Origin of the sequence: Bradyrhizobium sp. (assembly GCF_049581145.1) — a bacterium.
In the GTDB taxonomy this organism is placed as follows: Bacteria; Pseudomonadota; Alphaproteobacteria; order Rhizobiales; family Xanthobacteraceae; genus Bradyrhizobium.
This window is the reverse complement of record NZ_JBAURI010000493.1, coordinates 1-21,372: the sequence shown is the minus strand read 5'-3', so window position 1 is coordinate 21,372 and position 21,372 is coordinate 1. Positions and strand designations below refer to the sequence as shown.

General features: G+C 62.4%; 18 protein-coding genes. 12 read left to right on the top strand and 6 right to left on the bottom strand.

Features of this window, described 5'->3' with window-relative positions:
• A partial coding sequence (locus WCB02_RS16400) for a chemotaxis protein CheB (protein ID WP_423959527.1) occupies positions 1-2,098 on the bottom strand: 2,098 nt, incomplete at its 3' end.
• Between the two features lie 114 nt (positions 2,099-2,212).
• Here WCB02_RS16400 and WCB02_RS16395 point away from each other — a divergent pair.
• A complete protein-coding gene (locus WCB02_RS16395) occupies positions 2,213-2,587 on the top strand; it encodes a hypothetical protein (RefSeq protein WP_423959525.1) in 375 nt (124 codons plus the stop codon).
• Between the two features lie 390 nt (positions 2,588-2,977).
• Here the strand turns inward: WCB02_RS16395 and WCB02_RS16390 are convergent, their stop codons facing one another.
• The 3 genes from WCB02_RS16390 to WCB02_RS16380 all read right to left on the bottom strand — a co-directional run bounded on the left by WCB02_RS16390 (position 2,978) and on the right by WCB02_RS16380 (position 7,068).
• Positions 2,978-3,847, bottom strand: coding sequence for an ADP-polyphosphate phosphotransferase (locus WCB02_RS16390; protein ID WP_423959523.1), 870 nt, complete (start codon positions 3,845-3,847; stop codon positions 2,978-2,980).
• Complete coding sequence (locus WCB02_RS16385; protein WP_423959520.1) at positions 3,844-6,387, bottom strand: plasma-membrane proton-efflux P-type ATPase; 2,544 nt, start codon at positions 6,385-6,387, stop codon at positions 3,844-3,846. Before WCB02_RS16385 ends, WCB02_RS16390 begins: the two co-directional genes overlap by 4 nt.
• Before the next feature lie 138 nt (positions 6,388-6,525).
• Positions 6,526-7,068, bottom strand: coding sequence for a general stress protein (locus WCB02_RS16380; protein ID WP_423959519.1), 543 nt, complete (start codon positions 7,066-7,068; stop codon positions 6,526-6,528).
• Positions 7,069-7,694: 626 nt separating this feature from the next.
• Here WCB02_RS16380 and WCB02_RS16375 point away from each other — a divergent pair.
• Positions 7,695-8,129, top strand: a complete 435-nt coding sequence (locus WCB02_RS16375; protein ID WP_423959517.1) for a response regulator — start codon at positions 7,695-7,697, stop codon at positions 8,127-8,129.
• 491 nt (positions 8,130-8,620) lie between these two features.
• Here the strand turns inward: WCB02_RS16375 and WCB02_RS16370 are convergent, their stop codons facing one another.
• Complete coding sequence (locus WCB02_RS16370) at positions 8,621-9,592, bottom strand: LysR family transcriptional regulator (RefSeq protein ID WP_423959515.1); 972 nt, start codon at positions 9,590-9,592, stop codon at positions 8,621-8,623.
• Between the two features lie 148 nt (positions 9,593-9,740).
• On the opposite strand from WCB02_RS16370, the gene WCB02_RS16365 reads away from it, so the two are divergent.
• From WCB02_RS16365 to WCB02_RS16320, 10 genes are all read left to right on the top strand, one after another.
• The gene (locus WCB02_RS16365; RefSeq protein WP_423959513.1) at positions 9,741-10,778 is read left to right on the top strand and encodes a class 1 fructose-bisphosphatase; all 1,038 of its coding nucleotides are present in this window, start codon (positions 9,741-9,743) and stop codon (positions 10,776-10,778) included.
• 16 nt (positions 10,779-10,794) lie between these two features.
• Positions 10,795-11,670, top strand: a complete 876-nt coding sequence (locus WCB02_RS16360) for a phosphoribulokinase (protein WP_423959511.1) — start codon at positions 10,795-10,797, stop codon at positions 11,668-11,670.
• On the top strand, positions 11,667-13,709 hold the full coding sequence (gene tkt / locus WCB02_RS16355) for a transketolase (protein WP_423959509.1): 2,043 nt from the start codon (positions 11,667-11,669) through the stop codon (positions 13,707-13,709). The genes WCB02_RS16360 and tkt overlap by 4 nt, the downstream gene beginning before the upstream one ends.
• A 37-nt stretch (positions 13,710-13,746) precedes the next feature.
• Positions 13,747-14,832: a class II fructose-bisphosphate aldolase gene (gene fba, locus WCB02_RS16350; protein WP_423959506.1), complete on the top strand. Its 1,086-nt coding sequence runs from the start codon at positions 13,747-13,749 to the stop codon at positions 14,830-14,832.
• A gap of 54 nt (positions 14,833-14,886) precedes the next feature.
• Complete coding sequence (locus WCB02_RS16345; RefSeq protein ID WP_423959504.1) at positions 14,887-16,347, top strand: form I ribulose bisphosphate carboxylase large subunit; 1,461 nt, start codon at positions 14,887-14,889, stop codon at positions 16,345-16,347.
• Between the two features lie 11 nt (positions 16,348-16,358).
• Positions 16,359-16,784, top strand: a complete 426-nt coding sequence (locus WCB02_RS16340) for a ribulose bisphosphate carboxylase small subunit (RefSeq protein ID WP_423959503.1) — start codon at positions 16,359-16,361, stop codon at positions 16,782-16,784.
• The gene (cbbX, locus tag WCB02_RS16335; protein WP_423959502.1) at positions 16,781-17,716 is read left to right on the top strand and encodes a CbbX protein; all 936 of its coding nucleotides are present in this window, start codon (positions 16,781-16,783) and stop codon (positions 17,714-17,716) included. The genes WCB02_RS16340 and cbbX overlap by 4 nt, the downstream gene beginning before the upstream one ends.
• A gap of 269 nt (positions 17,717-17,985) precedes the next feature.
• Positions 17,986-18,897 (top strand): DnaJ C-terminal domain-containing protein, encoded by a 912-nt coding sequence (locus WCB02_RS16330; protein WP_423959500.1) that lies wholly within the window; start codon positions 17,986-17,988, stop codon positions 18,895-18,897.
• A complete protein-coding gene (locus WCB02_RS16325; RefSeq protein ID WP_423959498.1) occupies positions 18,894-19,178 on the top strand; it encodes a chaperone modulator CbpM in 285 nt (94 codons plus the stop codon). The genes WCB02_RS16330 and WCB02_RS16325 overlap by 4 nt, the downstream gene beginning before the upstream one ends.
• A gap of 266 nt (positions 19,179-19,444) precedes the next feature.
• Positions 19,445-20,836, top strand: a complete 1,392-nt coding sequence (locus WCB02_RS16320) for a bifunctional enoyl-CoA hydratase/phosphate acetyltransferase (protein ID WP_423959496.1) — start codon at positions 19,445-19,447, stop codon at positions 20,834-20,836.
• A gap of 19 nt (positions 20,837-20,855) precedes the next feature.
• On the opposite strand, the gene WCB02_RS16315 is transcribed toward WCB02_RS16320, so the two are convergent.
• A complete protein-coding gene (locus tag WCB02_RS16315) occupies positions 20,856-21,101 on the bottom strand; it encodes a hypothetical protein (protein ID WP_423959495.1) in 246 nt (81 codons plus the stop codon).
• Positions 21,102-21,372: the final 271 nt, after the last annotated feature.

Sequence of the window (21,372 nt, the reverse complement as noted above, 5' to 3'; positions counted from 1 at the left end):
GCGCGTCCTCGTTGATGGCCTTCTGTTCCTCGCTCGACATTTCGAGGTTGCGGATCGCGGTCTGAAGTTCTGTCCGGGTCGCGTCCAGTTCCTGCTGAAGCTCTCCGACCCGGGATACGTCTTCCGACGTAGCGGTGCTGTTGCTCCTCTCCTGCAGCTTCGGTGCGTCAATGAAGCCCACCAGGAAAAAGTCGTTGCCTTCGAACAGGACCGGTTGCACGGCAATATCGAACGATCGCGCGTCGCCGTCGCGGATGATCTCACCGCCAGCGACGACGACGTGAACCTTGTCCCGGCCTGCCTGCTGGATCGCCGATCTGAGTTTGGTTCGGATATTCGGTCGCGCCATCGCAAGCAGATCCTGCGTTGGGTGCCCGGGCGCAACCCGCAGATAGCGATCCGTGGGCCCAAGCGAATACAGGCACTCGAATTTGCGGTTGATAAGGACTGCGGCTGGTGCGTAATTTTCGATCACCAACCGCCCGCAGAGATCGGCGAGAGCGGCCTGGCGCGAGGGTCTTTGGCCTTGGCCGTTCATTGCAGGCGACCGTACTCCTGCGCCGATCGGAAAGCTGAACTCGCCGGAACGGGCACGGCCGACGTGGCGAAAGAGGCGCAGGGGCTTTGAGATGACCTCGAACTGGCTGTCGAAATTGCCGACTGTTTCAGAGTTGCCGAGCAGAAGAATTCCGCCGTCGCGCAGCGCAAAATGGAATGCCGAGATTGTCTTGGCCTGGGCTTCCGGGCTCAGATAGATCAGGAGATTTCGGCACGAAACGAGGTCCAGACGCGAAAACGGCGGATCGGAAAGCACATCCTGTTCCGTGAAGATCACAATTGCGCGAAGCTCGGGCAATATCCTGTAGCCGTGATCTTCCTTTGTGAAAAATCGGGCGAGACGCGCCGCCGAGACATCGGCTTCGATCGCTTGCGGATACAGGCCGTCACGCGCGACCGCGACGGCGCCCGGATCGACGTCGGAGGCGAAGACCTGCAGCTTGACATTGCGTTTCGCCGCCGTGATCGCCTCGCGAAACAGAATGACGAGTGAGTAGGTTTCCTCCCCGGTGCTGCATCCGGCGACCCAGATCCGAAGGATGTGATCCGGTGCCTGCCTGCCGATCAGATCGGGGATGATCTTTTCTGCCAAAAACTCAAACACCTTCGGATCGCGAAAAAAGCTGGTGACATTGATGAGCAGATCCTTGGCCAGAAGGTCGAGCTCCCGGGGGTTCGAATGCAGCAGTTGGAGATACCTGTCCATGTCATGGACTTCGATCGCGGCGAGGCCCATGCGCCGTTCGATCCGGCGCCTCAACGTGCCCTGCTTGTAGAGCGTGAAATTGTGCGCGGTCTTCGTGAGCAGAAGATTGATGATCTCGGACAATCGATCCTGCGTCTCATCCTGGGAAGTCAAATCGCCATGCGGCGGGCGCTTCACGGTCAACCGAGAGCGGTATTTCCCAAGTGCGACGGGCATCTCTCCGACCGGAAGCACCTGGTCCACACAGCCGGTCAGGATCGCGTTCCGCGGCATGCCGTCATAGCCGGCTTCGTCGGGATCCTGTGCGATGACCAGTCCGCCCTTTTCCCTGACGGCCTTCAGGCCGACGCTGCCGTCGGCGCCGGTGCCTGACAGAATGATGCAGATCGCACGCGTCCCGCAGTCGGCCGCCAGAGAGTTCAGGAGAAAATCAAACGGCAGGCGCGCTCCATGGCGCGCCTGGGGCGGCGAGAGATGGAGTGCCCCTTTGTCGATGGACAGATAGGTTCCAGGCGGGATGATATAGAGGTGATCGCGATCGATCCGCATTGCCTCGGTCGCCTGAAGCACGGTCATCGAGGTATGACCCGCGAGCAAATCCACCATCATGCTTTCGTGGGTGGGGTCGAGGTGCTGAACCAGGATGAAGGCCATGCCGCAGCTGGCTGGCAGCGCATCCAGAAAGCTCCTGCAGGCATCAAGACCGCCTGCGGAGGCGCCAATTCCCACGATGGGAAAGACATTCGAATCCTTCGGGGGGCGGCGGGCCGGCGTGATCCTTCGGCCCGATGACGGCCGGGCTGTCTTGGCCTTCCGCCCGGAACTCCTAGCCATCCCGTACTCTCAAACTGCTGTTTCCGACGGGCCCTGTCATCGCACGCTATCAGGCATTGATGTTGAGATATCGCAAGAGTTGGAGCTTGGCCTGCATCATCAAGGTATCGTGTAGTGGCGCTATTTTCGGTGATCTCCGTTCATGAACAGCGGTACGACCCGATGCGTCGTACGAGCATGTCTGGAACGGTCGGGGTGGGCGGGTTAGCGACTGCTGAGGCAGACGATGGCGGCTCGCCGTCCGACGAGCGCGTCGCGCACAACCAAGGAACGTCGTTACGTTGGCGCCCTCAGTTCACCCAGAAACCATCCGAGCACGTCGGATTGAATCGGATCGACCGCTACCAACACCTTTTCGACATGATCGCACGCAACGCACCCAAACAGGCGTGCATCGAACTGCAGACGCCCCGGCACGATGCCGGACAGTATCATCGGGCCGCGGCACTTCGGACATTCGGGGCTTTCGATCGCGACTGGCAGGCATGAGTGCTGCGATTGGGATTCGGCCACGACGCTTCTCTCGATCGGCGGGGTCGCTGAACTCTTGCCACCGGCAGATGCCCGCAACATCCCCGGCTGACACGACCATCATGTATTTCTGAATTGCGAAAATCTGGTCAATATTGCTCACGTTACAAAATAGTTAGCGGAAGCGGCCTCAGTACGGGGGCGGTGCGGACCAACTCCCTTCGGAGTCCGCACTCGACAGCGACGTCCCACGGGCAGTGTATCATATCCAGCGTGGTTGAGTGCGACGCATTTTGATCCCGTACGCGACTTGCCCGGGGTTTGGGCGATGGTTTCCAGGGTTTGATCCTTCGCGTCGGACTGGACCTGACCGTGTCCGACCAAGATCGCGCCGAGCTCTCCAAGCCTTCACTTCGCCAGCCCCTTGCGGATCGCCAGTAGTTCCTTGCGGCGCGCGTCGGTTGTTTTCGGATAGCTCATCTTGAGCGACTCGAACGTGTCGAGGACGATTTGCGAGACGATCAATCGCGCATTTTCCTTGTCGTCGGCGGGAACGACATACCAGGGAACATCGCCGGTGCTGGTGGCGCCGAGGCATTGCTCGAATGCCGTCATATACTGCTCCCAGTATTTTCGCTCCTTGATGTCGTCGACGCTGAACTTCCAGTTCTTCTGGGGATCGTCGATGCGTTCGAGGAAGCGCTTTCGCTGCTCCTCTTTCGAGAGGTGAAGGAAGAATTTGACGACGCGGGTCCCATTGCCATGGAGGTGTCTTTCCAGGTCCACGATTGAACGGTAGCGGTCATGCCAGACCGACTTCTCGATCAGCAAGGCATCCGGCAGCCCCTCACTGCGCAGGATCTCGGGATGGACGCGCGCGATCAGGACCTCTTCATAATAGGACCGGTTAAAGATGCCGATCCGGCCCCGCTCCGGGAGGTCACGCGTGGTGCGCCAGAGAAAATCGTGCAACAATTCGGTCGCGCTGGGGTGCTTGAAACTGAACACCTGACATCCCTGCGGATTGATTCCGGACATCACGTGGCTGATGGCACCGTCTTTTCCCGCCGCATCCATCGCCTGGAAAATCAGCAGGATGGCATATCGGTTCGATGCATAGTGAAGCTGCTGTTGGGCGCTGAGCTGCGCTATATGCGCCTCCAGCATTTTCTTGTATTGGTGCTTCGACTTGTACACGGGATCGATTTTCGTCGGCCATTTGCCGAGATCGACCTTGTCGCCTTCGGCTACGCGAAATTCCTTCGGATGTATTTTCATGTCGGGTTCACTTGATGAGCCGTGCCGGCTCTTGACGTGGTTGTGGCCTGTGCCCCGGATCGGGTCCCGACTTTCGCGCTACTGAGGAGACGATATGCGAGCAGTTTCATCGGATCCGTCACCACGAACCAAGCCAACGCATAGCCCCAAACCAGCGCCGCCCAACCCCACCAGAGAGGGGTCACGAGAAACCCGAAGATGCAGATCAACGTTGCCACGCTCTGGGTCCCGACCACCGCGAGCAGGAGAATTCGCGCCGGGCGTATGGACCACCACGGGCCGCGCGTGCGCGTCTGGAAGATCGTCAGGTGTCCGGCTACGGACAGCATCAGGTACATCATGGTCTGGAGCTGTGGATGATCGATGTGAAAGACGTGTTCGCCGAGGTAGAATAGACTAAATGCGGCACACGGACCGACGAGACCCAGCACAGTGGCGATTCCCAGCACCGTGCGCATGTTCCATGCTTCAGGTTCGTTCCTGTAGATGACATTGTCATAGGCGATGGACAGGATGGCGCCGTCGTTGAGTAGCGCCAGCATCACGATCATGATCGCGGTCAGGGGATAGAAGTTGAAGGCGATGATCGCCAGCGTCATGAACAACAGCACCCGCAGCGTCTCGGCGATGCGGTACATCGCGTAGCTGTTCATTCGCTGGAATATCTTCCGGCTCTCCTTGATCGCATCGATAATCACCGATAACCCCGGCGCGACCAGCACGATGGAGGCCGCCGCACGCGCTGCATCCGTCGCGCCGGAAACAGCGAAGCCGCAGTCGGCCTTCTTGAGCGCGGGCGCGTCGTTCACCCCATCGCCGGTCATGCCCACGATGTGGTCATGCTTCTGCAGCACCTCGACGATATGGAATTTGTGCTCCGGGAATACCTGGGCGAAGCCGTCGGCGTCTTCGATGGACTTCGCCGCTGCGGCGCTCTCCTCGGTCTTGGCGTCACCGAGGGTGGCGCCGTCGAGAATGTTGGTACCCATTCCCAGGGTCTTGGCGGTCTCCCGGGCGATCGCCAGCGCATCGCCGGTCACCATCTTGATCTTCACGCCCATCTCGGCCGCGATCGCGATGGTGGATTTCGCGTCTTCGCGGGGGGGATCGAACAGCGGCAGCACGCCGAGGAGCTGCCATTTGCCGTCGCCGTCCGCCCGGGCCACGCCCAGCGCACGAAAGCCGCGGGCGGCGAAGTCGTTAACGGCCTTGTCGACCGCGGACTTCACCGCCGCGGCATTGGCGGACAGTTCCAGGATGACCTGAGGCGCGCCCTTCGTTACCTTGAATATACTTCCATCCGCGGCCTTGACGGTGGCTTCGGTGCGCTTGTGCACGGGATCGAACGGGACGAAATGCGTGACCTGGTAGGATTTCAGGCTCTGCTTGTCCTTCAGGCCGCCCAGGACGGCTAGATCGATGGTGTCGTCATTGTCTGATCGCGAGGCGAGTGCGCCCGCTAGAATCAGCTCTTCGGCGGTGATCTTATCCAGGCAGAACGGATCACCCAAGGTCAGCTTGTTTTGCGTCAGGGTCCCGGTCTTGTCTGCGCACAGCACATCGACGCCGGCCAGTTCCTCGATCGCGACGAGCTTACTCACGATCGCTTGCTTCTTCGCAAGCAGGCGGGCTCCGACCGCCATCGTCACCGAGAGAACGGTAGGCATCGCCACCGGGATCGCCGCCACGGTGAGGACCAGGGCAAACTGCAGCGTCGTAAGAATCGGGTTGCCCCGGTAGATTCCCACGGCAATGATCAGCACCACCATGCCCACCGCCAGCATGATCAGGTAGTTTCCGATCTTCAGGACGGCCTGCTGGAAATGACTAACGGTAAGCGCCGTCTCTACCAGTTCCGCGGTCCTGCCAAAATAGGTTTTGCCGCCCGTCGCATAGACCAGCGCGCCGATCTCACCACGACGAACGATCGAGCCGGAAAATACGGCGTCGCCAGATTTGCGCGTGGCGGGTAGTGACTCACCGGTCAGCGCCGACTGGTCCACGGACAACTCGTCGCCGTCCAGCAGGCGGGCATCGGCCGGGACGATGTCGCTCAGGCGCAAGCGGATGGCGTCGCCCGGCACCAGATCGCGTGCCGGCGGGGTAACCCATTTTCCACCACGTTTCACCCGCGCCGTGATGGCCAGCTTGGCCTTCAGCGCCGCAATGGCGTTGCCCGCCTGGTGTTCCTCCCAAAACCCGACCACCGCATTGGCGAGAAGCAGCACGAGAATGATGCCAAAATCCGGCCAGTGCCGGGCCGCAGCTGAAAGCACCACCGCCGCTTCGATCATCCAGGGGATCGGACCCCAAAAATAGCTCAGAAACTTCAGGAACGGATTGCTTTTCGTTTCTTCGATCTCGTTCGGCCCATATTGAGCCAACCGCTTCTCCGCCTCAGCCTGGGTGAGACCGTCCGGCGACGATTGCAGTTTTTTTTCGACCTCCGCGAGCGGCAGGGACTTCAGATCGTCCTTCGAATCGGGCTTCGCGTTTGGCCTGGATTCCGGCGCCTTGGGTGTTGCGACTTTGGCTTCCATCTGCCTGACACTTTCCATGTTGCCAACCGTGAGCCCACGATCAATCGAGCGGACCGCCCGGCGGCAGAACGTGCGGCCATCGGCACAGGCAATCTGGCCAGCACCGGTGGCGACGCCTGACGCCGAGCAGACGGCAGATCAACCGGCTGCGTGCTCAGGAGCCATGACGCCTGCGACCACGTCGAGCTGCGACGGCTTTGCTTCACCGAGGATCGTCTTTGCGCGAGCCATTTCTTCCGTCGAGCCGTGCGCCATCACCAGAAATCCGTCGGCCTTTACCGCGGTCTCGTATTTGATCACGCTGTCCTTCGGGACGCCGATGCTGTAGAGAGCCGCACCAAGCGCGCTCAGCCCGCCGACAATCACCGCGTTTTCGATGCCAGCGATCGCGATGGTCGCGAGATAGCCGAGCACGACGACGTGCCCGACGATGGGAATGGCCATGAACAGGCCGCCAAAGAACAATCCCCAAAAGCCGCCCCAGAACGCGCCGCGCGTGCCCCAGAACTTGACCCGATCGCCGGTGTTGTAAAAACCGACGACTTTTTCGTCGGTGTGATATCCTTTGCCGACGACGCTGAGGTTCTTCATCTCGAAGCCGGCCGCGGTCAGTTTTTTGATGGCTGCTTCTGCCGCTGGATGGTCGGCAAAGACGGCGATAACCGAGTCTATTGTTTTCATTCTATCCTCTTTCTGGCCAGGTCGATGTTTGGCAAAGATGGGCGCCTAAGGCCCACGCCAGCATCGGCGCAGGATCGTATTCGGAGAATTTACGCGCGGCGGGACGCTATCCTGGAACGGGCGCGCGACGGTAGACTCGGAAACTACTCAGGGTGCGATGAGGCCATCGCTCCGGGCGATAGCGGTGTGGCTTGATCTGGAGACGCCTGTCCGGAACGAGATCAGTCGGAAGGCGGCTGCGATCTTCGCGTCCCGCACCGACGCATGGCCGACAGTTCGGTCCTGAGTAGTTTCCGAGCCTGCTCTAGGCGGTCCGTCCTTGCTATGATGCCATGATTGATGTCGTGCGTCCTTGGTGCGATCGCAAACACAAATTCGTGTTGTTGGAGCGCTCTTGGGGCGGAGAGCGCGGTGTCTTTGGGGGACCGGACCATGCAATCAGTCCGAAAGGGCGCACCTCCGTCGATCCGGTGTCAGCGCCGAGTCAACAGCGCCCGACCGGCGCGACCATTTGGCCGCCACGCCGGTGACAAAGCGTTCCCCGCGAACGCTCGTGCCGCATTCGAGTTGCACGACAGTATCGAATTCTGGGTGAACGAGGGTGGCGCGGGAGGCGAGGCAGACGAATGAAAGCGCTGCAGATACTCGTGGTGGAAGACGATTCCCTGGTGGCCATGCTTCTCGTGGACACGCTCGTGGAAATGGGCCACGGCGTTTGTGGCGTTGAGGCGACCGAGACCGGCGCTGTGGCCGCAGCCCTCCGCTATCGGCCGGACCTGATCATTGCCGATGCGCAACTGAGGCAGGGGAACGGCATTTCGGCTATCGATGAAATTCTCAGCACCGGATTTGTGGCTCATCTGTTCGTCAGCGGTGACATCAAGAGGATCCTGGCGCAGAAGCCGGGGGTGGTGGCGCTGGAGAAGCCTTTTCGTGAAGCAGAGCTCGACCGAGCCATCCAACGGGCGCTGGATGCGGCCGAGTATAATCGCAAAGCAACCGTAGAGCTTTCGAATGAGCGTTTGCAGGTTGCCGCGCAGAAGAAGACTTCGGGATCGTAATCGAGGCTGGAGCGCTTCCCGATGACGTTGAATCGGAAAGCGCTCTGGTTGTCCTGAAAAATGCTCTGAGCCGTTCCTGCCGGATGAAGTGGGTCCGCGGGGTAATTGGAGGTGCTGCGAGATGAATGGTGGATATCGTCGTGAGGACGAGCCGGAAGCGCCCGGCCAACGAAACGATTGGAGGCGCATCCATCATTCACCGTGGTTTTGGGTGGGCGTCCTGCTGTGTTTGGCGGCGATTACGATCTACGTCCTTTCTGACGATCTGTCGTGGCGGCCGGGCACGTAAGTGCCAGCGCATCGGAACCATGTCGTTATCGATGGTCGATATCGACCCGCGAGATGTCCTTGCAGGCTTGAACCGTTTGCGTGGCATCCGTCGGCGCCGCCGATAACTGCGGTAGCAAGCCGAGCAATCTCACGCTCCGAAAGGAGCCGCTGCATCTTGCGGATCAACAACGGATCACAGTCCCGGCGCCCGCAGAAATACGTCAGCCGCGTTTGTCGCGTGCGGAGGGGCGGGTGATCCGCAGCCTGCCGTGGGTTCGCGGCAGGAACGCGGCTCCGTTGGCGCTCAGGAAGTCCATCATGGCCTGTGCCGGGGGCAGCAGCACCTTGTCCTTGCGGGCCAGCACGAACCATTGACGGACGACCGGCAGGCCATCGACATCCAGCATCACCAGCCGCCGCTCGTCGAGTTCGGTCGCGACCGTGTGCGCGGAAATGAAGGCAATGCCGAGCCCGGCAATCACCGCCTGCTTGATGGTCTCGTTGCTGCTCATCGCCATGCCGATTTTCGGCCGCACGCCCGCGGTTTCGAACAGTTGCTCCATCAATCCGCGCGTTCCGGATCCGGGCTCGCGCATCAGGAACGTCTCGTCGGCAAGGTCGCCCAGCGTAAGGTGCGATTTTCGCGCCAGGCGGTGGATGGTCGGCGCGATGATGACATGGGGGTGGTCGCCGATCAGGTGCACGTTCATGGGAATGTCGACCGGCGGCCGGCCCATGATGGCGATATCCAGGTCATAGCCGCGCAGCGCCGTCCCGATTTCCTGGCGGTTTCCGATCGACAGCGTGACGTCGATGTTCGGATGAGCCTTCGAAAATCCGGAGATCGCAAAGGGGACGAAATATTTGGCGGTGCTGACGGCACCGATCGAGATCCGTCCGGCGGTCCTTCCCGCGATCATGTCGAGCGAGGTTGCGCAGGCGGCGACGGCGGCCTCGATGCGCTCGCTCAGCGCAAGAACCTCACGGCCGGCGTCGGTCAGCAGCATGCCGTCCGGGGTGCGCTGGATCAAAGGCAGCCCTGCAAGCGCCTGCAGATTGCGAAGCTGCAAGGTCACCGCGGGCTGCGTCAGATGCAGCTGCCTGGCGGCGGCGGTGACGGAGCGATGCTTCTGAACGGCGACCAGTGCGCGCAACTGGCGCAGCGTCAGCTCCCGCGAAAAACGATCCGCCATATGGCCCTCTTATAAGAAAAACTTTGTTTGGGCCAAAGATAACAAAATTTCCCTAATCCGGCAAATTGCGGTTCCCTTGCAGGGCGGATGGCCGACCGGCGCACCGCAGTCAAGAGTGTCCCGAAAAGGGGCGCGGGGGGAGACAGTCATGGACGAGCGCGCCAGCCTGCGTTCGCATCTCGAAAAGTCGGTATCGCAGACGCCGGACTGCGCAGCGGCCTGCGAGGTGATCGAGACCATCGCCGCGGCGACGATCGAGCTTGCCGGGCGCATAGCGGATGGACCGCTGGCGGGCATCACCGGTGAGGCCGGTGGCATGAACTCCGATGGCGACCAGCAAAAGGATATCGATGTTCTGGCCGACGACATCATGCGGCGCGCCCTGCGCGACGCTCCCGTGGCCGCAGTGCTCTCCGAGGAGGCGGCACTGCCCGAAATCCTCGATCGCGATGCGCCGCTCTGCGTGGCGATCGATCCTCTCGATGGATCCGCCAACCTCGAGAACAATATATCGGTCGGCACCATCTTTTCGATCCGGCCGCGGGGCAACGACATTCTCTCCACCTTTTTCGAGCCCGGCACGGCGCAATGCGCCTCGGGCTTCGTCGTCTACGGCCCGCAGACCACACTGGTTCTCGCCCACGACGGCCGCGTCGATATCTTCATCCTCGATCGGCGCGTGCGGCAGTTCGTCTTGATCAAACAGGGCGTCCGTATCGCTCCCGATACGCCGGAATTTGCCATCAACGCATCCAACCGAAGGCACTGGCATGGGCCGGTCCGGGCCTATATCGACGAATGTCTTGCCGGCACGCACGGTGGCGGCGCGGCGGATTTCAACATGCGCTGGATCGGTTCGCTGGTGGCGGAAGCGCTTCGCATCCTGGTGCGCGGCGGCGTGTTTCTCTATCCGGCCGACGCCCGGCCCGGCTATCGCGAAGGCCGGCTTCGCCTGTTGTACGAGGCTCATCCGATGGCGCTGGTGATGGAGTGGGCGGGCGGCGCCGCCACCACGGGACGCAGGCGCATCCTGGAGCTCGGGGCCAAGACGCCGCATCAGCGCGTGCCGTTGATCATGGGATCGGTGCGCGGGGTTCGCGATGTCGCCGCCATTCACGAGGGCATCGAGCCGATGTTCGACAACAGCGACGCGCCGCTGTTTGCGCGGCGCGGGCTGTTTCGCTGAGCCGGGGCCGTCTGTCATGTCGCGTAGTCATCCCATCATCTCGATCACGGGCTCGTCGGGCGCCGGCACCACGTCGGTGAAGAACACGTTCGAGAACATCTTCCGCCGCGAGAAGGTCGGTGCCGCCTATATCGAGGGCGACGCCTTCCACCGCTACAACCGGGCCGAAATGCGCGCGAAAATGGCCGATGAGGCCGAGCGCGGCAACAAGCATTTCAGCCATTTCAGCCCGGATACCAACCTGTTCGAGGAACTCGAGAAGGTGTTTCGCGATTACGGCGAATCCGGCACCGGCACGACCCGGCACTACGTGCATGACGAGCAGGAGGCGAAGCTCTATGGCGCCGAGCCGGGCACGTTCACCGAATGGGGGCCGCTGCCGGAAAAGTCGGACCTGCTGTTCTACGAGGGGCTGCACGGCGCCGTCGTGACCGACAAGGTCAATATCGCGCAATATGCCGATCTCAAGATCGGCGTCGTGCCCGTGATCAATCTGGAGTGGATCCAGAAACTGCATCGCGACCGCAGTGCCCGCGGCTATACCCAGGAGGCCGTGACCGACACGATTCTGCGGCGGATGCCCGACTATGTGAACTACATCTGCCCGCAATTCGCCGAGACCGACATCAATTTCCAGCGCGTGCCGACGGTCGATACGTCGAATCCGTTCATCGCGCGCTGGATCCCGACGCCGGACGAATCGATGGTGGTGATCCGGCTCAAGAACCCGCGCGGCATCGATTTTCCCTATCTGCTGTCGATGATTCCGCACAGCTTCATGTCGCGCGCCAATTCGATCGTGATTCATGGCGCGAAACTCGACCTCGCGATGCAGCTCATCCTCACCCCGCTGATCCTGCAACTGATGGAACGCAAGAGGCGCACGGTATGAACATCCAAGCCCCATCTTCCATTGCCACGCGCGTGGACGTCGCGCATGCCGACATGGCGAATGCGATCCGGTTCCTGGCAATCGACGCGGTCGAGAAAGCCAGGTCCGGCCACCCGGGCATGCCGATGGGCATGGCCGACGTCGCCACCGTGCTGTTCTCGCGCTTCCTCAAATTCGATCCCGCCGACCCGGCGTGGCCGGACCGCGACCGGTTTGTGTTGTCTGCGGGTCACGGCTCGATGCTGCTCTATGCGCTGCTTCATCTCACCGGCTATGAGGCGGTGACGTCGGACCAGCTCAAGGCATTCCGCCAGTGGGGATCGAACACGCCAGGCCATCCCGAATATGGCCATACGCCGGGTGTGGAGACCACCACCGGCCCGCTCGGGCAGGGCATCGCCACGGCGGTCGGCATGGCGCTGGCCGAGCGGCTGTTGAACGCGCGCTTCGGCGATGATGTGGTCGATCACCATACCTATGTGATCGCCGGCGACGGCTGCCTGATGGAAGGTCTCAGCCAGGAAGCGATTTCGCTGGCCGGCCATCTCCGGCTCAAACGCCTGGTCGTGCTGTTCGACGACAACCGGATCTCGATCGACGGGGCGACGTCCTTGTCCTGTTCGGACGACCAGCTCGCCCGGTTCCAGGCGTCAGGCTGGTCGACCTGCCGGATCGACGGGCATGATCCCGAAGCGATTGCCGCGGCGATCGAACGCGCGCGCAGCAATGACCGGCCGTCGCTGATTGCCTGCCGTACCGTGATCGGGTTTGGCGCACCGAACCGGCAGGGGAGCGAAAAGGCGCACGGCGCCCCGCTCGGCGCCGACGAGATCGCAAAGACGCGTGCCGCCTTGAACTGGCCATATCAGCCATTCGAGATTCCGGAGCACATTGCCGCGCAATGGCGCAGGATCGGCGCGCGGGGACAGGCGGCCCGACGGAGCTGGATCGAGCGGACCCGGCGCCAGCATTCTGATGCGCGCTCACCCTTCCATGATGCGTTGAACCGGAAATTGCCGCGTCACTATGGTGACGCGATGGACCGGCTTCTGGAACGGTTTGCCCGCGAACGGCCCGGCATTGCCACCCGGCAGGCCTCGCAGCTCGTGATCGACGCGATCGCGGAAGCCCTGCCGAATCTGCTGGGCGGCTCGGCCGACCTCACCCACTCCAATCTCACCTGCGCCAAGACCCAACGTCCGGTGCGCCCGGAGTCCTTCGCCGGCGACTATCTCCATTATGGCGTCCGCGAACATGCGATGGCGGCGGCGATGAACGGGATCGCCCTGCACGGCGGCTTCATTCCCTACGGCGGCACGTTTCTGACCTTCGCCGACTACAGCCGCCCGGCGATCCGGTTGGCGGCGCTGATGGGCATCCGGGTCATCCATGTGATGACGCATGACTCCATCGGACTGGGAGAAGACGGTCCGACCCATCAGCCTGTCGAGCATCTCGCCGCGCTGCGGGCAATTCCGGGCCTTCTGGTGTTTCGGCCCGCCGACGCCGTCGAGACTGCGGAAGCCTGGGATTGCGCGCTCCGGGCGGAGACCAATCCTTCGGTGCTGTGCCTGTCACGGCAGGCGCTGCCGGCGTTCCGTCATGCAGCCGGGAATGCCAATCAGGTCGCCTATGGCGCCTATGTCGTGGTCGAACCCATGGATGGTCGGGACGTCACCCTGATCGCGACGGGCTCCGAGGTCGCGATTGCCCTGAAGGCGGCCGAACTGCTGCTCGAACAGGACAAGGTCCGTGCCGCGGTTGTCTCGGCGCCGTGCTTTGACCTGTTTCGCCGGCAATCGCACGACTACCGCGCCGCCGTGCTGGGGCGCGTCCCGAGGATCGGCGTCGAGGCCGCGGTTGAGGGCGACTGGGCACGCTGGCTCGGCGACGGCGGCGAAGTCTTCGGCATGACCGGGTTCGGCGCGTCCGCGCCGGCGGAGGTGCTCTATCGCGAATTCGGCATCACCGCGGGGGCCGTTGCCGCCGCAGCGCGCCGAAGCCTCGCGCGCTCGGCCATGGCGGCTGGTGACGCATGACGCTTCCTGCACAGCTGGAAACGATACGGAGAGGATGATGGCACGAATTACCTTGCGGCAATTGCTGGACCATGCCGCCGAGCACGACTACGGCGTGCCGGCGTTCAACATCAACAACATGGAGCAGGGGCTTGCGATCATGGAGGCGGCGGCTGCCGTCGATGCGCCGGTCATCATCCAGGCCTCGCGCGGTGCGCGCTCCTACGCCAACGACATCATGCTGTCGAAGATGATCGAGGCGCTGGAGGAGATGTATCCGCAAATTCCGCTCTGCCTGCATCAGGACCATGGCAACGAGGAGGCGACCTGCGCCACGGCACTGCAACACGGGTTTACGTCCGTCATGATGGACGGCTCGCTCGAGGCCGACGCCAGGACGCCGGCGGACTACCGCTATAACGTCGATATCACCCGCCGCGTGGTCGAGATGGCGCACTGGATCGGCGCATCCGTGGAAGGCGAACTGGGCGTCTTGGGCTCGCTCGAGCATGGCGGCGGCGAACAGGAAGACGGTCACGGCGTCGAAGGCAAGGTCAGCCACGATCAGTTGCTGACCGACCCGGATCAGGCGGTCGATTTCGTCCGCGCCACCAAGGTCGATGCGCTGGCGATCGCGATGGGTACCTCGCACGGCGCCTACAAATTCTCGCGCAAGCCGGACGGCGAGATCCTGGCGATGAGCGTGGTCGAGGACATCCATCGGCGGCTGCCGAATACGCATCTTGTGATGCACGGCTCGTCCTCGGTGCCGCAGTCGCTGCAGGATCTGTTCAACCAGTTCGGCGGCGAGATGCCGCAGACCTGGGGCGTGCCGGTCGAGGAGATCGTCCGCGGCATCCGGCATGGCGTCCGCAAGGTCAATATCGATACCGATTGCCGGCTGGCGATGACCGCGGCGTTTCGCAAGGTCGCAACGCAGAGCAAAAGCGAATTCGACCCGCGCAAATTCCTGAAACCGGCGATGGATGCGCTGCGCGAACTCTGTCGCGAGCGCTTCGTCCAGTTCGGCACCGCAGGCCATGCCGGCAAGATCAGGGTCCTGCCGTTGTCGGAAATGGCCAGGCGCTACCGCTCGGGCGCGCTCGATCCGCGTGTCGGGCAGATCGCATCCGCCGCCGAATGACGTGAAAGCCTGCGAGCCGGCTCGGCCGGTCGACATCATCTGAAGGAGCACCCCATGAACGAACATTCGATGACCATCCGCGGCAAGGATCGCTACAGGTCCGGCGTCATGGAATACAAGAAGATGGGCTATTGGGAGCCGGACTACGAGCCAAAGGACACCGACATCATCGCGCTGTTCCGGGTGACGCCGCAGGACGGCGTCGATCCGATCGAGGCGTCGGCCGCGGTCGCCGGCGAGTCGTCGACTGCGACCTGGACGGTAGTGTGGACCGACCGCTTGACGGCCGCGGAGAAGTACCGCGCCAAGTGCTACCGCGTCGATCCCGTGCCCAATTCGCCCGGGCAGTACTTCGCCTACATCGCCTACGACCTCGACCTGTTCGAGAACGGATCGATCGCCAATTTGTCGGCCTCGATCATCGGCAATGTGTTCGGCTTCAAGCCGCTGAAAGCGCTGCGGCTCGAGGACATGCGATTGCCGGTGGCCTACGTCAAGACCTTCCAGGGGCCGGCGACCGGCATCGTGGTCGAGCGTGAACGCATGGACAAGTTCGGCCGTCCGCTGCTCGGCGCCACCGTGAAACCGAAGCTCGGCCTGTCCGGACGCAACTACGGCCGCGTGGTCTACGAAGCGCTGAAGGGCGGACTCGATTTCACCAAGGATGACGAGAACATCAACTCGCAGCCGTTCATGCACTGGCGCGAGCGATTCCTGTATTGCATGGAGGCGGTCAACAAGGCCCAGGCCGCGTCCGGCGAGATCAAGGGCACCTATCTCAACGTCACCGCCGGAACCATGGAGGACATGTACGAGCGGGCCGAATTCGCCAAGGAACTCGGCTCCGTCATCATCATGATCGACCTGGTGATCGGCTATACCGCGATCCAGTCGATGGCCAAATGGGCGCGCAGGAACGACATGATCCTGCATCTGCATCGCGCCGGGCATTCGACCTATACGCGGCAGCGCAGCCACGGCGTCTCGTTCCGCGTGATCGCGAAATGGATGCGGCTCGCCGGGGTCGATCACATCCATGCCGGCACCTTGGTCGGCAAGCTCGAAGGCGATCCGGCGACGACGCGCGGCTATTATGATATCTGCCGCGAGGACTTCAATCCGGCCAGGCTCGAACACGGCGTGTTTTTCGACCAGCACTGGGCCAGCCTCAACAAGCTGATGCCGGTGGCTTCGGGGGGCATTCACGCCGGCCAGATGCATCAATTGCTCGATCACCTCGGGGAGGACGTCGTTCTGCAGTTCGGCGGTGGCACCATCGGTCACCCCATGGGCATCCAGGCCGGCGCCACCGCCAACCGGGTCGCGCTGGAAGCCATGATCCTCGCGCGCAACGAGGGCCGCGACTATCTGCACGAGGGGCCGGAGATCCTCGCCAAGGCGGCGCAGACCTGCACGCCGCTGAAATCGGCGCTGGAGGTCTGGAAGGACGTCACCTTCAACTACGAGTCCACCGACATGCCCGACTATGCCCCCACCGCCAGCGTCTCGATGTGAGGATCAGGATCATGCGCATTACCCAAGGCTGCTTTTCATTCCTGCCCGATCTCACCGACGATCAGATCTCGCGCCAGGTCCAGTACGCGCTCGAAAAAGGCTGGGCGGTGAACATCGAATTCACCGACGATCCGCATCCCCGCAACAATCTCTGGGAAATGTGGGGACTGCCGATGTTCGACCTGCGTGACGCCGCCGGCGTGATGATGGAGCTGAATGAATGCCGCAAGGTTTACGGCGATCGCTACATCCGGATGTCCGCGTTCGATTCCAGCCACGGCTGGGAGTCGGTGCGGCTCTCGTTCATCGTCAATCGGCCGAAACAGGAGCCGGGCTTCCGTCTTGAACGGCACGAAGCCGATGGACGCAAGATCCGCTACACCACGACATCCTACGCCGTCGATCGTCCCGAGGGCGCGCGCTATGGTGGCGCATGAACTCGCAAAGCCTTCCATCGGCCGTTTCGCAGAGTGAGGACAAAAGCCCGCCGCTCGAGCGGGTCGATCTGCGCCGCGAGTTCAACGAGGTCGGCATCGGCGAGGTGCTCGACCAGCTCGACCGCGAGCTGATCGGGCTGAGGCCGGTCAAGACCCGGATTCGCGAGATCGCCTCGCTGCTGCTGATCGAGCGCATCCGCAAGCGAATGAGCCTGACATCGGAGGTGCCGACCCTGCATATGTCGTTCACGGGAAATCCGGGAACGGGCAAGACCACCGTGGCGCTGCGGATCGCCAGCATTCTCCACAAGCTCGGATTCGTGCGCCGCGGCCAGGTCGTGTCCGTCACCCGCGATGAGCTGGTGGGTCAGTACATCGGCCATACCGCCCCGAAGACCAAGGAAATTTTGAAGAAGGCGATGGGCGGCGTGCTGTTCATCGATGAGGCGTACTACCTGCACCGGCCCGATAACGAGCGCGACTACGGCCAGGAAGCGATCGAGATCCTGCTCCAGGTGATGGAATCGCAGCGCGAAGACCTGGTGGTGATCCTCGCCGGTTACGGCGACCGGATGGACAAGTTTTTCGGCAGCAATCCGGGCTTCCGCTCCCGCATCGCCCACCACATCGACTTTCCCGACTATTCCGATGAGGAGTTGTTGCAGATCGCGGAGTTGATGCTGCGCGACATGAACTACAGGTTCAGCCCCGACGCGCGCCAGGCCTTCATCCGCTACATCGCTTTGCGCAAGACCCAGCCGCTGTTCTCGAATGCGCGCTCGATCCGCAACGCGCTCGATCGCATGCGGCTGCGACAAGCCAACCGCCTCGTCGCCGATCTCGACCGCGTGCTGAGCGTTGACGACATCATGTCGCTCGAGGCATCCGATGTGCTGGCCAGCCGGGTGTTCGCCAACGGTTCCACCGGGTGAGGCCGGGCTCCTGTCTCGACAGCGCGCTGGCCCGGTGAGAGTCCTCGGGCCGGATTGTGGTGCCTTCCGCGGTGAAACCGCTCGGGTAAGCTGCGAAGATCGCTCGGCAGGACAGGGCTGAGCATTTTTGACCGCCGCAGGCCGAATAGCCACTTTACCGGCAGTTCTTGAAATCGCAAAATCCCGAGGTGGTTCGGCGCGAAACGCTGCGCCATTGATCGATCGCGAGGTTTCGCAGACGACGGACAGATCCAGGGTGGCCGTTAGACATGCAGCAGAGAGATCCATATGAAATTCTGGGAGTTGCCGCTACGGCTTCCGCGGAAGATATTCAAAAGGCCTATCGCAAACTTGCGAAAAAGCTGCATCCCGACCTCAATCCGGGCAATGCCGAGGCAGAAGAGAAATTCAAGGAAATAGCTTCGGCCTACGGCCTGCTCGGCGATTCCGAAAAGCGCAAGAGGTTCGATCGCGGCGAGATCGACGCCGCAGGCTCGGAGCGGCCGCCGCAGCACTATTACAAGGACTACGCCGCCTCGGAACAGGATCATCCTTATGCCGACAATTCCGGCTTCGCGGACTTCATGGATTCGGACGACACCTTTGCCGAATTGTTGAGGCGGAGCGCCCGGGCGCAAGCCAACCGACGCGGGCACGATCTCGAATTCAGGCTTCCGATCGAGTTCATCGATTCGATCGCGGGCGCAAACAAGCGCCTGACACTGCCCGACGGCGATACGCTCGATGTGACGATCCCGCCCGGTGTCGTCGAGGGACAGGTGCTGCGATTGCGCGGCAAAGGTGCGCCGGGATCGGGCAAGGGCGGTGCAGGCGATGCTCTCATCGAGATCGAAATCAAGCCCGACCGATTCTTCACGCGTCACGGCGATGACATCCATTTGGAATTGCCTGTCACGCTCACGGAAGCCGTTCTCGGCGGCCGGATCAGGGTGCCTACGCCGACCGGTGCAGTCACGATGGCTGTGCCGAAGGGGTCGAATACCGGGACAGTGCTGCGGCTGAGGGGCAAGGGTGCACCCAGGCCTGCCGGTGGCCATGGCGATCAGCTGGTCAGGCTGAAGGTCATGCTGCCGAAGAAGCCGGACCCGGAGCTCGAGGCATTCGTTGCCGGCTGGGAAAACGGCAAGACTTACAATCCTCGCGAGGAGGTGGTGACATGAAGCTCAGCAAGCAGGAATTTCTGTCGCTCTCCGGCGTGGGGCATGAAACGCTGAACTCCTGGATCGCGGAGGAGTGGCTGATCCCCGGCGGTTCGTCCGCTGAAATGAGCTTTTCCGATATCGATATCGCCCGGGCGCGCTTCATCCGCGATCTCAAGATGGAGCTTGGGGTGAACGACGAAGCCGTTGGCGTGATACTCCATCTGGTCGATCAGCTGCATGGCATGCGCAGGACACTGAAGGAGCTGCGTGAAGTGGTTCGGACGAACTCTTCCGATTGAGCTTGCCCGTCAAGGCCGGTTTTATCCGGCCGCAAATTAGGGCCCGGTTTGGCTGGATCGGCGTCATAAGCACAATGGCGATGTGTCGTTTCACTGCATGGGCACCGGCGCGCGATCGGCTGATCCCCTCATGACAGACGGCGAGTCCCTGTTGACGGTCATGCTTTACGGTGTTGAAACGGCGCGGCCGCGCGCACCGGGAATGTCGATCATGTCGATGCCGGCTACCATATCGTCGGTCAGGCAGGCGAATTCGGAGTGGCGGAATGGAGCGCATCGAGAACAGGACATTCGACGAGATCAGGCTTGGAGACACCGCGAGCCTGGTCCGAACGCTCACCCAGAAGGACGTCGAGCTGTTCGCGGTCATGTCGGGAGACATCAATCCGACCCATCTGGACGACGTGTTTGCCAAAACCGATACCTTCCACAAGGTGGTGGCGCACGGCATGTGGAGCGGCGCGCTGATCTCGACGCTGCTCGGAACAGAGCTCCCGGGTCCGGGAACCGTCTACGTCGACCAGGCCCTGCACTTCCAGGGATCCATCGGCTTGGGCGACACGATCACGGTCACGGTGAAGGTGAGGGACAAGATCGAGCCAACGCACCGCGTCATCCTCGATTGCCGGGCGGTCAATCAAAACGCGGAGGAGGTCGTCACCGGGACCGCGGATGTCATCGCGCCGACCGAGAAGATATCTCGACCGCGCGCGATCCTCCCCGAGGTCGAGCTGCGGCAGAAGGGGCGGCGCTATCAGCTCCTGATCCAGATGACCCACGGTCTCGCCCCGATTCGCACCGCGGTCGTTCACCCGGTCGATGCGCCGTCGCTGCTTGGCGCCGTCGAAGCCGCCCGCATCAATCTGATCACCCCGGTGCTGGTTGGGCCGGAGGCCAGGATACGCGCCGCGGCCGCGCTGGCCCAGCTCGATCTGGCGCCATATGAGATCGTGTCGACAGAGCACAGCGAGGCCGCGGCAGCGCAAGCCGTCGCCATGGCCCGCGCCGGCAAGGTCGAGGCGCTGATGAAGGGGGCGCTGCACACCGATGAGCTGATGCACGCCGTCGTCGGCGGCGAATCGGGGCTGCGCACCGCTCGGCGCATCAGCCACGTCTTTGCGATCGATGCGCCCAGCTATCCGAGGCCGATCCTCATCACCGACGCCGCGATCAATGTCTATCCGACCCTGGCGGACAAGCGCGACATCATCCAGAACGCGATCGATCTGGCGCACGCCCTGCGGATACCGGTGCCGCGCGTGGCAATCCTGTCCGCGGTCGAGGTCGTCACGGAGAAAATAAAATCCACGCTTGACGCAGCGGCACTTTGCAAGATGGCCGATCGGGGCCAGATCACCGGCGGTATTCTCGACGGTCCGCTCGCCTTCGACAACGCGGTCTCGGCGGAGTCGGCCAGGACCAAGGGGATCGTCTCACCGGTTGCTGGTCGCGCCGACATCTTCGTGGTGCCGGATCTCGAGTCCGGCAACATGCTGGCGAAGCAACTCGAGTATCTCGCGGAGGCGCAGATGGCCGGCATTGTGCTCGGCGCGCGCGTGCCGATCATTCTGACCAGCCGCTCCGACGGAACGCTCGCAAGACTGGGATCTTGCGCGATCGCGCTGCTGCTGGCTCGTCACAAGCGAGCGAAACCGTGAGCGATTTAGCAGTGTTTGCTTAGTTTTGAACGGGCAGTGCTGCTGAGCCGCCAGACTTGGATGGATCATTGTAGCTCGGCGCGTCGTCGTATTGGGCGGTCGGCCGGCGCGGCGGTTGGGCCCAGCCCGGGACGGCGGCGAAGCTCGAGGCCACGTCTGGCGAAACAATGACATGATGGCGCGCGCGGTGGTGATGCTGCGTTGCTGCGCTGGCCGCATCACACAACGTCATCAACAGGCTCACGGCTAAAATAGAGCGCATCATGCTTGCTCCTATCGACCCATCGAGAGCGAACGGCCCCGGCCCGAGCCGTACGGGCTGGAAAGGGCGGCGGGCCGGGATCGGTTCTGCGGGTGCGCCGGGGGAGGATGCATCACCCGCGGGTCACCATGTGCGCATGGGCGGCCTTGGCCCCAAGCCGTCGCGGCTTCACGATCGGTCAAATCGGCGAGATCGTTGGTGACGTCCAATCGATCTGTCCGGAAAGCGCGCTAGTGGCGGCGGCTGCAACTTTCGCAACTCATTGACCTGTGGT

Bases quoted from the DNA above. Each gene is read 5' to 3' on its own strand.
- WCB02_RS16390 (WP_423959523.1), bottom strand. From the start codon at position 3,847: ATGAAAATACATCCGAAGGAATTTCGCGTAGCCGAAGGCGACAAGGTC.
- WCB02_RS16385 (WP_423959520.1), bottom strand. From the start codon at position 6,387: ATGGAAGCCAAAGTCGCAACACCCAAGGCGCCGGAATCCAGGCCAAAC.
- WCB02_RS16380 (WP_423959519.1), bottom strand. From the start codon at position 7,068: ATGAAAACAATAGACTCGGTTATCGCCGTCTTTGCCGACCATCCAGCG.
- WCB02_RS16375 (WP_423959517.1), top strand. From the start codon at position 7,695: ATGAAAGCGCTGCAGATACTCGTGGTGGAAGACGATTCCCTGGTGGCC.
- WCB02_RS16370 (WP_423959515.1), bottom strand. From the start codon at position 9,592: ATGGCGGATCGTTTTTCGCGGGAGCTGACGCTGCGCCAGTTGCGCGCA.
- WCB02_RS16365 (WP_423959513.1), top strand. From the start codon at position 9,741: ATGGACGAGCGCGCCAGCCTGCGTTCGCATCTCGAAAAGTCGGTATCG.
- WCB02_RS16360 (WP_423959511.1), top strand. From the start codon at position 10,795: ATGTCGCGTAGTCATCCCATCATCTCGATCACGGGCTCGTCGGGCGCC.
- tkt (WP_423959509.1), top strand. From the start codon at position 11,667: ATGAACATCCAAGCCCCATCTTCCATTGCCACGCGCGTGGACGTCGCG.
- fba (WP_423959506.1), top strand. From the start codon at position 13,747: ATGGCACGAATTACCTTGCGGCAATTGCTGGACCATGCCGCCGAGCAC.
- WCB02_RS16345 (WP_423959504.1), top strand. From the start codon at position 14,887: ATGAACGAACATTCGATGACCATCCGCGGCAAGGATCGCTACAGGTCC.
- WCB02_RS16340 (WP_423959503.1), top strand. From the start codon at position 16,359: ATGCGCATTACCCAAGGCTGCTTTTCATTCCTGCCCGATCTCACCGAC.
- cbbX (WP_423959502.1), top strand. From the start codon at position 16,781: ATGAACTCGCAAAGCCTTCCATCGGCCGTTTCGCAGAGTGAGGACAAA.
- WCB02_RS16330 (WP_423959500.1), top strand. From the start codon at position 17,986: ATGCAGCAGAGAGATCCATATGAAATTCTGGGAGTTGCCGCTACGGCT.
- WCB02_RS16325 (WP_423959498.1), top strand. From the start codon at position 18,894: ATGAAGCTCAGCAAGCAGGAATTTCTGTCGCTCTCCGGCGTGGGGCAT.
- WCB02_RS16320 (WP_423959496.1), top strand. From the start codon at position 19,445: ATGGAGCGCATCGAGAACAGGACATTCGACGAGATCAGGCTTGGAGAC.
- WCB02_RS16315 (WP_423959495.1), bottom strand. From the start codon at position 21,101: ATGATGCGCTCTATTTTAGCCGTGAGCCTGTTGATGACGTTGTGTGAT.